Here is a 13,250-nt window from a genome sequence, read left to right on the forward strand (position 1 = left end):
CGTATTAGATTACTGCATCTTTCAGCCATTTTCCGAAAAAACGGTCATAGACAATATACCCATCTGGTGTATTATATATCAGTTCTTTATTCAGTAAGGATTTTAGTGCCACGTTAACGCTGCTGGGCGTTTTTAAATGATGCTTTTTGATGAAGTCATTGGCATTTATGCTTTTTATACAGCCTTCTGTGGCAATAGCTTTCAATAAATCTACTTGATTGTTGGTTAGTAGAGTCAGGTTACTTTGATATATGGTTTCCTGTTCATCTAAAATGTCGTTTATACATCTATCTACCAGTCGGTTATCAATGGGGTTGATTTTCTTTTCATACAATCGGTTGAGTATACTTTGGACGTACCATGTGTGTCCGTTTTCAAGTTGGTACAAATAAGAAAATGTTTCTAGTGTCAACTCTCTTTTTTCCTTAGCAAAGAATGAGTGTGCGAACGAATAATAATTCTCCAGTGGGATTTCCGTTAATACAATGATTTGGGTACTTTGATAAAAAGGACGTTTTGCAGAAGTAAACATTTCTTCCATTACATGCTTTTTACTTCCGGAAAAGATAAAATGTACATTGGGCATGAATTGGATATGAGAGCGGAGCAATGCTTCTACACCTTTTTCCGGATATTCTGTAATTTGTTGGAATTCATCAATGGCAAGATAACACTGTTTCTTTGAGGCTACCATATAATTGAGTATTTCTTTCAATGTTTGTTCAGCGTGGGTAGGAGCAAAGTCTAATGTTACGGTAGGCATACCACTTCTTTCGTCAGCGCTGATAATAGGACGGCAAGATTTGAAGAAAGCAGTCATTTGCCGGAGTATGTTTTGGGACAGAGTATCTAATTCTCCAAGTACATTTTGAGCAAGTAACTGGATGAATGCTTTTAAATCACGTGTGGAGTAAATGTCCATATAAAAATAGGCAGCATTCGGATTATTTTCCCGCTTCATTTGATAGAATACATTTTTGATGAGTCCCGTCTTTCCCATGCGTCGGGGGGATATTAAGGTCAGGTTACGTTCATTTAGTAAAGCTGAAATCATTTTATCAGTTTCTTTCTCCCGATCGCAAAAGTATTCGGGACTGTTGTAACCGTATACAAGGAATGGATTGTATGGCTTCATGACTTATTACATATTTTACGTTACATGTTTTATGTAACACAAAGAACGTAATAAATCTGGAATATTCAAAGATTTATTTGAATTATATAAAAAACAAACGCTGATGAGAACAAGTAATCATTCTTTTCTCATCAGCGTATATTATGTCGGATTACAACTATTTCTTATCTTTTTTCTCGTCAGCTTTAGTTGCAGGCTTTTCCTCCGTTTTGCTTTCCGGATTAATAATACCTTTCACAGTTTCACCGATAGGAAGCTTGTCCAATACGCCAAGGCTCGGAGCTACTGTCTTTACTAATGTATTCAGGAAATTGCTAGTTCCACCGTTTCCTCCGTCGAATACAGTGATATTTCCCAAGTTCATGTGTTCGAACGCCTTTACCTGTTCGCCGGCGATTTCCTTCCATTGGTCTACCATCTTATATTGGATAGCGATAGCCGGATTCGATTCGGCTGCTCTTACCATTGCTTCGAAACCTTCCGCTTCAGCAAGTAATGACCGTTTCTTACCTTCCGCTTCTGCTTCCAGTTTCATTTGGATAGCTTTTGCTTCCGCTTCGGCTTGTGCTAAAGTAGCCTTTGCACGTGCTTCCGCTTCGCGGGTAATCTTTTCAGCGATGGCATTTGCCTGAAGAATAGCTTCCTGTCTGGCGATTTCCGCAGGAACAATCTTTTCAGCCTTCAATGAAGATTCCACTTTCCGTGCCTTAGCTTCTTCCACTTCCTTTTGCGCAATTTCGCGTGCAGTCTGTACAGCAGCTTCCGATTTCGCGGCAGCTTCACCGGCTTGCTTGTCGGCATTGGCTTGTGTTACAGCTAGTTCTGCATTGGAAAGTGCTACCTCTTTCTGTGCGTCATTTCGTCCGATGGCAGCTTTCTTTGCAGCTTCCGCCTGTTTGATTTCCATGTCGGAATTCAGTTCGGCAACGCGGCTTTCCTTTTCGGTATTTGCCTGCTCGATTCGGATATTCTTTTCAGCTTCAGCCTTTGCTACTTGCGATTCTTTTTCCGCGTTGGCGATGGCTACTTGCGAGATTCTGTCCTTATCCGCATTTGCAACAGAGATTTCCTGTTGTTTCTTTGTTTCTGCAATAGCAATATCCTGATCTTTGCGGGTTTCTGCTACTTTCGTTTCACGTTCCTTTATCTGATTGGCAATTTTGATAGCACCCAGCTTTTCCTGTTCTTCGATGTTAGCCTGTGCTTCGTTCAGTGCTTTACTTTCAGCTTCCTTACCTAAGTTGACAATGTAGTTGGCAGCGTCGCGAATGTCACTGATGTTAATGTTCATCAGATACAAACCGAATTTGCGAAGTTCGGTATCGATGTTATCTTTCACTTTAGCCAGGAACTTATCTCGGTCTGAATTTAATTCTTCGATAGTCATATCGGCGATCACCATACGCATCTGACCATATACAACATCAGTAATTAAGTTCTGCTTGTCATCCATTGTTAATCCCAGCATACGTTCAGCAGCGTTTTGCATCACTTCAGGATCGGTGCTGATAGCTACAGTGATTGTAGTCGGCACGTCTACACGAATGTTTTGAGCGGATAATGCACCGGTCAGTTTACATTCGATCTGCATTGGTTTCATGGACAGGAATTCATATCCCTGAATAATCGGCCATACAAAAGCCGCACCACCATGATATAGCTTTGCCGACTTCTTATCTCCTCCCGTTTTACCATATACAACGAGGACTTCATCACTCTTACATTTGCGGTAACGCGAAAGGATACCAATAAAAGTGAGTAGGATGACTGCCACTAGTATAGCAGCCATGATTAACATTTCTTGTGTCATAAAATTGTGTATTTGAATAATTATTGAATGAATAGCGTTCCGTCTTTGTAGCTGGTAATCATTGTTCTGTCGCCAGTCTGATATGCTTTTCCGGATTCGGAGATGACGTCTACTTCGCGCATGGCTCCGTCCCGGGTGGTCTGTACAGTATATTTGCTGTCGCTTTGTTTGAAATAGATCACACATTCCCGTCCCACAAGCTGATCGGTCTGCTCGTTGTGGTTCACTTGTTGCAGTTGATAAGCTTTCTTATAGAGGAACCAGACGGCAAAAACAAAGAAAAGACCCACTAGAATACCGATTATGTAACTTTGAATTTCCGTGTTTCCCGCCAGATACATGTACCATCCGAATCCAATTCCGAAATGGGTAAGTCCTTTAAAAGAAACTACGCTACTGATATCAGCATCCACGTCTACATCTGCATCTATATCTCCGAAAAAGATGGATAATACGAATTGAATAAGAAAGATGCCTGTCGTGACGAGGGCGATGATGAGGAAAATGGTACTACTCATAATTGTGGGGTATTAGTAAATCATGATTATTTTGTTCTGTAAATATACAGGTTTATGTGAATTATACAAAGATAAATGAGATAAAATGATTAATTTTGCGCGCGAAAACCCTAAAATGAGGAATTAGCGTGCAAAGGTATTTTATTTATTTGGCTTACGACGGGACCAACTATCATGGTTGGCAAATTCAACCGAATGGGATTAGTGTGCAGGAATGTCTGATGAAAGCATTGTCTACCTTTCTGCGTCGCGAAATTGAAGTAATAGGGGCAGGTCGGACAGATGCCGGGGTACATGCTTCCCTGATGGTTGCTCATTTTGACTTCGATGAGCCGTTGGATGAAATATCAGTTGCCGATAAATTAAACCGTTTGTTACCTCCCGATATTTCCATTTATCGTGTTTGCCGGGTCCGGCCGGATGCGCATGCCCGCTTTGATGCGACTGCGCGAACTTACAAGTATTATGTAACGACATCGAAATATCCTTTTAACCGGCAATATCGTTGGCGAGTTTATAATCAGTTGGATTATGCACTCATGAACGAAGCTGCACGTACCCTTTTCGAGTACACTGACTTTACGAGCTTCAGCAAACTTCATACGGATGTAAAGACCAATATCTGTCATATCACTCATGCCGAATGGACGCAGGAAGATGATGCTACTTGGGTGTTTACCATCCGTGCCGACCGTTTCCTGCGAAATATGGTGCGAGCTATCGTAGGTACGCTGATTGAAGTGGGACGAGGGAAACTTACTGTTGAAGGCTTCCGGCGGGTTATCGAACAACAAGACCGTTGCAAAGCCGGGACATCTGCTCCGGGGCAAGCCCTGTTTCTGGTAAATGTGGAATATCCCGAAAGTATATTTGAATAATAAATAATAAATATTCTCATGTGGTTATTATTAGCATTTCTCTCGGCTACTTTGCTGGGCTTTTATGATGTATTCAAGAAGAAATCGTTGAAAGATAATGCGGTACTTCCCGTTTTGTTTCTAAATACATTTTTTTCCAGTCTCATCTTTCTGCCGTTTATCCTGATATCCGTATATAAACCGGACCTGTTGGGAGGAACGATATTTAATGTTCCCGTTGTTGGTTGGGAACAGCATAAATATATCATCATCAAGTCGTTCATCGTGTTGTCTTCGTGGATATTCGGATATTTCGGAATGAAACATCTGCCTTTAACCATAGTAGGACCTATCAACGCCACTCGTCCGGTGATGGTGCTTGTGGGAGCGATGCTGGTATTTGGCGAACGGTTGAATCTCTATCAATGGATTGGGGTAATGCTGGCCATTGTCTCTTTCTTTATGTTAAGTCGTTCGGGGAAGAAAGAAGGAATTGATTTTAAACATAACAAATGGATATTCTTTATTGTGTTGGCTGCCATTACAGGTGCTATCAGCGGATTATATGACAAGTATCTGATGAAGTCTCTGAATCCGATGCTGGTACAATCCTGGTATAATGTTTATCAGGTGTTTATTATGTGTCCTATTCTGTTATTGCTTTGGTGGCCTAAAAGAAAGTCTACCACCCCGTTTCGCTGGGACTGGACGATTATCCTGATTTCTATCTTCCTTTCGGCTGCCGATTTCGTTTACTTTTACGCATTGAGCTATGACGATTCCATGATTTCCATTGTTTCGATGGTCCGTCGGGGAAGTGTAGTAGTCTCTTTCACTTTCGGTGCACTTCTCTTCCGTGAAAAGAATTTAAAAAGCAAAGCGATTGACCTTATACTGGTGTTAATCGGAATGATATTCTTATATTTGGGGTCTAAAAATTAAAACAGTTACACAAAATCTGTTTGTCACAGGTTAAATAAGATAGATATGAAAATAAATAAATTTGTAATCACTATATTCTTTTCTGCTGTCGGACTCTTTGCTTCGACCGCTCTTTGGGCACAAGAAGCCAAAACGCTGTTTGTGAATATGCCGGATTCTCTAAGCCCGTTACTAACCAAAGTAAACCGGGAAGATTGTATTGACTTTCTGGAAAGTAAGATGAAAGCGCAAGTAGAGAATCGTTTCGGCAAGAAGTCGGAGATGACTGATCTAAGTAAAGATTATATCCGTATGCAGATGTCTTCTCAATCTACCTGGCAGATGAAAGTGTTGGCTTTGAATGACTCGACGAACGTGATCTGTACAGTCTCTACAGCTTGTGCACCTGCCTGCGACAGCAGCATCCGTTTCTATACAGATGACTGGAAACCGCTTACAGCATCTCTCTATATTACCCTGCCTGTGATGGGCGACTTTCTGAATACGCCGGATTCAGCAGGTGTTTATGAGTTTGACGAGGCACGCCGTTCGGCAGATATATTATTGATGAAAGCCGATTTTAATAAAGAAAATACAGAATTGACTGTTACATTGGCTACTCCTGATTATATGTCAACAGAAACGGCAGAGAAACTGAAACCGTTTCTCCGCCGTCCGATTGTTTATCATTGGAAGAATGGAGCCTTTACCAAATAGATAATTCTCCATTCTCTTTTTTCCTCTATTCTCAATTCTTTAAGCAATCGTTGATGAATGCGATCATTTCCGGTGTGTTGGCTTCCACACTTTGAAGCAGTTTGAATTGTGCTTTAGTACGAACCAAATTATGTTCCGGATATTTGATTTTATAATAAGTATCTCCATTGATATAGTCTGCCAAGAACCGTACACACTGCATGTATGGGAATAAAGCGGCTGCATAAGGAAGATTCTCAATCTCAATTGGAGTCAGGAATGATTTGGCTCCTTTCAGATAGCCTTTGGTAAACGCTTTGAATATTTCCATATTGAAGTTTACACGATCAAGGTCTTTATCGTCCTCATCACCCGTGTTGGCGCCTGTACGAAGGAAATCTCCATAATCGGAGAAGACAAAGCTGGGCATTACCGTATCCAGGTCGATGACACAAAGCACTTTGCCATCCTCGTCGAACATCATGTTATTCACTTTCGTATCGCAGTGGCAAACACGTTTGGGGAGTTTTCCTTCACGATATAAACGTTCTGCTTTACACATTTCATCTGCACGCTTCTCTATTTCGTCCAGATAGTATTTCACTTCCGATACCCGTCCGGCAGCATCTTTTGCAACGGCTTCACGTAGTTGTTTGAGGCGGAACTCCATATTGTGGAAATCAGGTATGGTTTCACCCAATGTTTCCGGAATATCGGCCAACATAGCCTGGAAGTTACCAAAAGCTTCTCCAGCATAATTTGAATATTCGGGATTCACCGTCTCATACGTTTTGGCGCGTGGGATGAATACCATCACACGCCAGTAGCTATCACCGTCGAACCAATATGCTTTACCCTCTTCTGTTTCGGGGAAACTCAAAACCTTGCGCTCTATATCCGATTCTCCTGCCTCCGTTAGTTTCTTGCGAATATGATTGGTGACAGCGGTAATATTGGATTGAAGCATCTCTACATTCTGAAAAATGGCATGATTGATGCGTTGCAAAACGTAGTCGGGAGCATCTGCTTCTTTGGTGTTTACTTTGTAAGTGTCGTTAATAAGTCCTGTACCCAAAGGTTTGATTTCTTCTATCGTACCTTGGACTTTAAATTTAGCTACAATGCTAGATAAATCTTTCATGGGTTTTTTCTTTAAAAATTTATACTAAGGTTATCGATAATCGTATTTAGCCGCCTCGTTGGCCTGATTAGCCGAGCGAACAGGTACTAATGTGAATCCCCAATGGTAATCACGATTGGCCGGGATTTGGTGGAAAGGTTCCGGGCGTGCACCCCAACTGTCATATCCGCCTACACCTTGTTGCTTCATGTCCACACAAACCTCTACGAAATCTCTCGGAACGATGTCATTAACATGATGCATTCTCCGTAATACATTACGGGCGGCATTCTCATCATGATTGGCTACTTCTTCCGGACTAAAGTTATTCCATTGGTAAGGGTGGGGCAGTGCCTCTTCAGAGTCAAAGTCTTCGATAGAGTTGCGCAAGGCATTGAAACCGATCGTACTGTTGGCTACCAAAACCAGGCCGTTTCCTTTGGCGGGAGATAAAGCGATCCAACGGGTATCGGTGTGATGTCCGTTTTCCTGTGGACGTACATAGTTGAAGTACATTTTATCTGCTGTTGTCTTATATACGCCAACGAGGGTTCCATGATTACGGTCGATATAGTTCTCTTCCGGACCACGGCCAAAGTATTGTACGTTGTTCATCTGTGCCGGCAAGCGGAAACGAACACCGATACGGGGAACTTCCAGTTTGGAAGCGGCCTTGCGGGCAGCGTCACTTCCGGGAGTAAACGTAGCCATGCGGGTAGCTTCAGAAACTTCAGTTTCTGTTGCCTGCATATCTGTTGACGTGAATTTGGCATTTACATTGACTACTCCGTTCGGATAGATTTTGTATGTGACAACATACAAGTTGCCGGCAGCCAATAAGTAGGTCACATTTAAGGAAACTACCTTATTTTCTGTTGTCATGGTTGCATCCGTTACGTGGAAGTTTTTGCTTGATTGCTTCCATACCTGTAAACGTTTAGGAGCGCCATTACCATAATCATTATCATTAGGAGCACGCCAGAAGTTAGGCTGAATACCAAATCCGTCTTTGAAATATTCTGTGCCATCCACTTTATACGAGGTAACTAATCCGCTATTCTTGTTGAATACAAAATTCACTTTGGAAGAAGAAACGATTAGCTCATCTCCTTGAGTCGTTGTTTTCAGTGCCGGACCGTTTGCTTTATAAATAGCTTTCTCTGCCTGGATAGGAAGCTGGAACTGGTCGTATGCTATTTCATATCCTGTTGGAATCAACGGTTCAGGTTCTGTGGTTGTTACGCTGAAGTTTACAAAATATTCCACTCCCGGTTGGGCTTTCAAGCCGTTTACCGGTACGGTGAATTCTTTGGATGCCTGCGGAGCAATATCCAAAGATACTTTTCCACCTTTTATAGTCTTTCCGTTAGCGAGTACGTTATAGTGAATCTGATACTTTTTCAGATTGGTGAAATAGAAACGGTTGGTGATTTTGAATATACCGGCAGCGGCATCTACTGCCTCAAAGCCTACATTCTGATGTACATATTTCACTTCAGCCATTGCCGGATGCGGACCACGATCCGGATTGACAAGACCGTTGCAGAGGAAGTTGCCATCGCTCGGCACGTCTACACCGAAGTCACCTCCGTAAGCCCAGTATTCTCTTCCATTCTCATCTTTCTGGAGAAGACCTTGGTCTACCCAGTCCCAGATATATCCACCCTGGAGGTTCGGATATTTGTAAATCGCCTGCCATTGTCCCCACAGGTTTCCGGTGGAGTTTCCCATTGCGTGCGCATATTCGGAAGGAGCTACAGGACGGTCGCTGCCGTTCTTTCCTGTATTTTCCAGCCAGTCGGCACCCGGATATTGCGGAACATACATATCGGAGTTCCATTCCCATTGAGCACGCTCATAGTTGACCGGACGATTCATCAGCTCTTTGTCAGCCTCTTTCAGCCACAAGTAAGTCTGATAGAAATTATATCCGTTTCCGGCTTCATTTCCCAACGACCAGAAGGTGACGCTCGGATAGTTCTTGTTACGTTCGAACATATTGATGGTACGGTCCATGTGTGGTTTTAGCCATTCGGGATTGTTACCCAATGAACCACCCTTCCGAAGATCGTAATACATTCCGTGGCTTTCGACATTGGCTTCATCGTATACATAAAGACCGTATTCATCGCAAAGTTCGTAGAAACGGCGGTCTTGCGGATAGTGGCAGAGGCGTACGCTGTTCAGGTTATGTTGCTTCATAAGCTCGAAGTCACGACGCATTAACTCTTCTGTTACATAATGACCTGTTGACGGGTTGTGTTCGTGGATATTTACCCCTTTCAGTTTCAGTGGCTGACCATTGATGAACAGGCAAACGTATGGCTTTCCGTTAGCAGCTTTTTGTTCGATAGGTTTGATCTCAATACGGCGGAATCCTACATTAAAAGGAATAATCTCATTTATTTTGCCATTCTCTTTGACGGTCATCAGCAGTTTGTACAGATTCGGATGTTCGGATGTCCATGTATTGACATCTGCCAGCTTCTTATCGAAAGAAAGTGTACGTATTTCGTTCGATGGGATATAGGCGGTCTTCTCTTCAGTAGAGATTACTTTTCCCTGTGCATCCAATAGCTCATAAACTAATGTGAGATTAGTTGCTGCCTTCTCGTGATTTCTCAAATCGACATTCAAGCTGAAGATTCCATTCTTGTAGCTGTCATCCAGGGTAGACTTCACCCGGAAATCTTTGAGGGCTGCTTTAGGTTGTGAATACAGATAAACATCGCGTTCAATACCGCTCATGCGCCAGAAGTCCTGACATTCCAGATAGGAACCAGTGCTCCAACGGAAGATTTTAACGGTAAGCACGTTTTTGCCGGGCTTCACATAGTTGTTAATAAGAAACTCTGCCGGATTTTTGGAGTCTTCGCTATATCCAACTTCTTGCCCGTTGATATATACATATACGCCGGACTTGGCTCCTGCCAGATGCAGGTAGATATCCCGTCCGTCCCAATCTGCCGGAATATCAATATCCCGACGGTAAACTCCCACCGGATTCGCTTCGGGAAGAGCCGGAGGTTGCGGATTGCGTGGCTTGAATTCATAACCATGATTGGTGTAGATGGCTATTCCGTGTCCTTGTACTTCCCAGTTGCCGGGTACCTGAATATCATTCCACGAATCTGTATTCGTATTCGGGTCAGTAATGTTGTCGGGAAGCTTTTTGTAAGAGTCTACAAAGTAGAATTTCCAGGTTCCGTTCAGCAAGCGGTAATACTTGCTTCGTTCGAACTTGCCACTCAAGGCATCAGCGCGATTGTTGTATGTCATAAAAGAAGTGCGTGGATACTCTTTGTTGACTTCAACTACCTGCACATCCTGCCAATAGGGGGGCACGGCTTTTTCAGCCATTACATTAAATGTTGTCAGGGAAAATATTCCCATGAAAATGCCTGTTAATAAATTGGGGGTTGGTCGAAATTTCATGTTTCTCAATATTGGTTTTTCATTTCTTTTTTATTTTACTTTAATATGATCGAATCCTTCTCCATAAACTCCGATGACAGCACTTTGTGACACAAATGCATTCGGGTCTATATCTTTAATCAACCGGAAGATGATAGGTGATTCCCTCTTCTTGGCTAATACGAACAGCATCTTTACTTCTCGTCCTGTATAAAAGCCGGTTGCATTGATAATCGTAACTCCCCGGTGTGGATATTCGTTGATATGCCGTCCTATTTCTTCATATTTATTGGATATGATAAAGAACTGTACGGATTGACGGGCACTATTCACTACCTGGTCGAGAACGAAGCTACAAATATAAAGAGTAACAAACCCATATACCACTTTTTCCCAGTCTTTTAAGACAAAATAACTGGAAGAAATAATAATCATATCGCAGATGAGTACGACTCTTCCTAATGTGATGTCCCGGTATTTGTTGATGATGGCTGCGATAATATCCGTGCCTCCTGTGCTTCCGTTTGCCGAAAAAGCAACCCCTATACCACCTCCACAGAAGGATGCTCCAATGACACATGCCATAAAGGGCTGGTCGTGAAGGAGTCCGAAACCTGCTGTCAGCTTTTGAATGACGGACAGAAAGAAGGTGAGGGTAAATACTCCAAAAATAGTTTTAATGCAAAACTTCATCCCCAGCAATTTGAGGGCCAGTAGCAATAAAAAGAAGTTGATGCTGAAGTACGTATACTGTACGGGAAACCCCGTAGCCCAATATACAATAGAAGCAATACCCGGTACTCCCCCGGTAGTGATATCGTTCGGAAGTAGAAAAACGGTCCAACCGATGCCATACAAAATCATGCCGATGGCAATCATTACATAATCTCTGGCTTCACGGATAATGCTTTGCTTAGAAGGTTTTGGAATAGCTGTTTTCATAAAAGTGATTATGATAATCTATAAAATGTTCAAACACGAACCCATGAATAATCCGGCTTTGGGGGAGAAGCCGGATTGGTTCATTATGTTCGTGCTAAAAGGATATATTCAGTTTTATTTTGCAAAAGCGTGACGATAGCCTTGTACTTTATTCCATCCGCCGCGAGTGAAATCGGGGACTTCTACCGGAGCAGAATTGTTTTCGATGGAAAGTCTGGTAAGTTCGGCCATGCAACACCACTCTGCCAGGTCATAAACGTCCATATCTAATGGTAATCCATTTTGCAGGCAATATGCCAGACGGTAGTCCATGATAAAGTCCATACCACCGTGGCCGCCTACTTTCTTGGCAGTTTCTTCCAACTCTATGTGAATCGGATCTTTATATTTGTCCATCAACGCTTTCTTTACATTTTCGGGTACAGAGCCATGTGCATTCAGATTTTCATGATTAGGCACATCTTTAGAATCAACTTGTGTAGGTCGCAGGCAATATTCTTCTATCGGATATTTGCTTGCATAGCCATCGGCTCCCACTATCTGGTACATGCGGCTGTATGGGCGGGGTGTCATTACATTGTGCTGGATCAGCATCGTTTTGCCATTTTCTGTGCGGATCAAGGTCGAAGTCTGGTCACCATTCTGGAAGTCGGTCACTTCTTCTCCTGTTTGTTTTTTAATGTAAGCCGGTCCGTTGACAGCTTTCGTATCCATAGATACCAATGTTTTCATACGGTCGCCACGGTGGATATTAAGTACCTGACAAGCAGGGCCCATACCGTGAGTCGCATATACGTCACCGCGATGCAGGTGATTATAATCCATTCGCCAGTTGTTCCAGTATTCAGGCCAGAAATCTTCCAGGTTGTGGATATATGAACCTTCTACATGAAGCACTTCTCCGAATACGCCCTGTTGTGCCATATTTAAAGAAGTCAGTTCAAAGAAGTCATATACACAGTTTTCGAGCTGCATACAATGCTTGCGGGTCTTTTCAGAAGTGTTGATTAACTGCCAGATTTCATCCAATGTCATAGCGGCAGGAACTTCGATGGCTACATGCTTGCCATGTTCCATGGCATAGACACCCATTGCAGCATGATGCTTCCAGTCTGTAGCTATGTATACAAGATCAATATCATCCCGTTCGCAAAGTTTTTTCCATGCATCTTCCTCTCCGCTGTAAGAAGCAGCTGCAGGGAGTCCGGCATTCTTCAAAATTTCTTGTGATTTTTCAACACGTTCGGGAAGCAGGTCGCATAACGCTACAATCTTAGTTCCCGGAATATGAGTCCAGCGTGCTACGGCGCCGGGACCACGCATTCCTAAGCCGATGAAACCGACACGTACGGTATCAATTTTAGGAGTAACGAGTTGGATTACATCTTCTTGTCCGGCAGGGCGGGCAGGAGTTTCTACTTTGATAGGAGTAAAGGCTTCCGGAGCCTTTGGTTGTTGAGTACAACTGGTGTGCCAAGTTAACAAAGCCAAGCCGATAGCAGTGGCTGTGAGTAGTTTCTTCATCATATTTTAAGTTTTTAATAGGGGTTATTCGCTGTTTTTCATTTACGTGTCAAAAATAGTAATTAATTAGCCAATTATTTATATTTATAACTGATATTTTCATCATAAACTTCTATTATGAGGTAGAAAATGATTCAAACTTTTTCTACCTGATTTTGTATAGTCTTGTGTATCGACAAATACATATAAAAGACAGGCCATTAGAAGGTCTTTCCTAAAAAGAAGTGGTCTTTTTAGAATTGCTTAACGTTTACTACTTTTGTTTTGATTAACTACATAAGCAGGTAATCCATTATAGTTCATTTCGGTACGG

10 protein-coding genes are annotated in these 13,250 nt (G+C 42.4%); 3 read left to right on the top strand and 7 right to left on the bottom strand.

Annotated features, from left to right (window positions below; translation table 11 throughout):
* Window positions 1-4 precede the first annotated feature (4 nt).
* The 3 genes from BXY_RS15960 to BXY_RS15970 form a co-directional block, all read right to left on the bottom strand.
* Window positions 5-1,135 carry an AAA family ATPase gene (locus BXY_RS15960; protein ID WP_004314175.1) on the bottom strand — a complete coding sequence of 377 codons (1,131 nt, stop codon included), beginning with the start codon at window positions 1,133-1,135 and terminating at the stop codon, window positions 5-7.
* A gap of 157 nt (window positions 1,136-1,292) precedes the next feature.
* Window positions 1,293-2,945: a flotillin family protein gene (locus BXY_RS15965; RefSeq protein ID WP_008645467.1), complete on the bottom strand. Its 1,653-nt coding sequence runs from the start codon at window positions 2,943-2,945 to the stop codon at window positions 1,293-1,295.
* A 20-nt stretch (window positions 2,946-2,965) separates the two neighbouring features.
* Complete coding sequence (locus BXY_RS15970; protein ID WP_008020827.1) at window positions 2,966-3,463, bottom strand: hypothetical protein; 498 nt, start codon at window positions 3,461-3,463, stop codon at window positions 2,966-2,968.
* Window positions 3,464-3,591: 128 nt separating this feature from the next.
* On the opposite strand from BXY_RS15970, the gene truA reads away from it, so the two are divergent.
* From truA to BXY_RS15985, 3 genes are read left to right on the top strand one after another with little or no spacing between them, the layout of a single operon-like run.
* Window positions 3,592-4,341 carry a tRNA pseudouridine(38-40) synthase TruA gene (gene truA, locus BXY_RS15975; protein WP_008020828.1) on the top strand — a complete coding sequence of 250 codons (750 nt, stop codon included), beginning with the start codon at window positions 3,592-3,594 and terminating at the stop codon, window positions 4,339-4,341.
* 18 nt (window positions 4,342-4,359) lie between these two features.
* Window positions 4,360-5,262, top strand: a complete 903-nt coding sequence (locus BXY_RS15980) for a DMT family transporter (RefSeq protein ID WP_008020829.1) — start codon at window positions 4,360-4,362, stop codon at window positions 5,260-5,262.
* Between the two features lie 45 nt (window positions 5,263-5,307).
* Window positions 5,308-5,958 (top strand): DUF3256 family protein, encoded by a 651-nt coding sequence (locus BXY_RS15985; RefSeq protein WP_008645465.1) that lies wholly within the window; start codon window positions 5,308-5,310, stop codon window positions 5,956-5,958.
* A 31-nt stretch (window positions 5,959-5,989) separates the two neighbouring features.
* On the opposite strand, the gene BXY_RS15990 is transcribed toward BXY_RS15985, so the two are convergent.
* From BXY_RS15990 to BXY_RS16005, 4 genes are all read right to left on the bottom strand, one after another.
* Window positions 5,990-7,078 (bottom strand): phosphotransferase enzyme family protein, encoded by a 1,089-nt coding sequence (locus BXY_RS15990; RefSeq protein ID WP_015532435.1) that lies wholly within the window; start codon window positions 7,076-7,078, stop codon window positions 5,990-5,992.
* Between the two features lie 30 nt (window positions 7,079-7,108).
* Window positions 7,109-10,450 carry a glycoside hydrolase family 2 TIM barrel-domain containing protein gene (locus BXY_RS15995; protein ID WP_015532436.1) on the bottom strand — a complete coding sequence of 1,114 codons (3,342 nt, stop codon included), beginning with the start codon at window positions 10,448-10,450 and terminating at the stop codon, window positions 7,109-7,111.
* 72 nt (window positions 10,451-10,522) lie between these two features.
* The gene (locus BXY_RS16000; protein ID WP_015532437.1) at window positions 10,523-11,413 is read right to left on the bottom strand and encodes a YitT family protein; all 891 of its coding nucleotides are present in this window, start codon (window positions 11,411-11,413) and stop codon (window positions 10,523-10,525) included.
* Between the two features lie 114 nt (window positions 11,414-11,527).
* Window positions 11,528-12,937 (bottom strand): Gfo/Idh/MocA family protein, encoded by a 1,410-nt coding sequence (locus BXY_RS16005; protein ID WP_008645458.1) that lies wholly within the window; start codon window positions 12,935-12,937, stop codon window positions 11,528-11,530.
* Window positions 12,938-13,250: the final 313 nt, after the last annotated feature.

It is taken from the genome of Bacteroides xylanisolvens XB1A, assembly GCF_000210075.1.
GTDB classification, from domain to species: domain Bacteria; phylum Bacteroidota; class Bacteroidia; order Bacteroidales; family Bacteroidaceae; genus Bacteroides; species Bacteroides xylanisolvens.

Excerpts from the sequence above, each read along its gene's own strand:
- BXY_RS15990 (WP_015532435.1), bottom strand. The coding sequence starts at position 7,078 with ATGAAAGATTTATCTAGCATTGTAGCTAAATTTAAAGTCCAAGGTACG.
- BXY_RS15985 (WP_008645465.1), top strand. The coding sequence starts at position 5,308 with ATGAAAATAAATAAATTTGTAATCACTATATTCTTTTCTGCTGTCGGA.
- BXY_RS15980 (WP_008020829.1), top strand. The coding sequence starts at position 4,360 with ATGTGGTTATTATTAGCATTTCTCTCGGCTACTTTGCTGGGCTTTTAT.
- BXY_RS15965 (WP_008645467.1), bottom strand. The coding sequence starts at position 2,945 with ATGACACAAGAAATGTTAATCATGGCTGCTATACTAGTGGCAGTCATC.
- BXY_RS16000 (WP_015532437.1), bottom strand. The coding sequence starts at position 11,413 with ATGAAAACAGCTATTCCAAAACCTTCTAAGCAAAGCATTATCCGTGAA.
- BXY_RS15970 (WP_008020827.1), bottom strand. The coding sequence starts at position 3,463 with ATGAGTAGTACCATTTTCCTCATCATCGCCCTCGTCACGACAGGCATC.
- BXY_RS16005 (WP_008645458.1), bottom strand. The coding sequence starts at position 12,937 with ATGAAGAAACTACTCACAGCCACTGCTATCGGCTTGGCTTTGTTAACT.
- BXY_RS15995 (WP_015532436.1), bottom strand. The coding sequence starts at position 10,450 with ATGGGAATATTTTCCCTGACAACATTTAATGTAATGGCTGAAAAAGCC.
- BXY_RS15960 (WP_004314175.1), bottom strand. The coding sequence starts at position 1,135 with ATGAAGCCATACAATCCATTCCTTGTATACGGTTACAACAGTCCCGAA.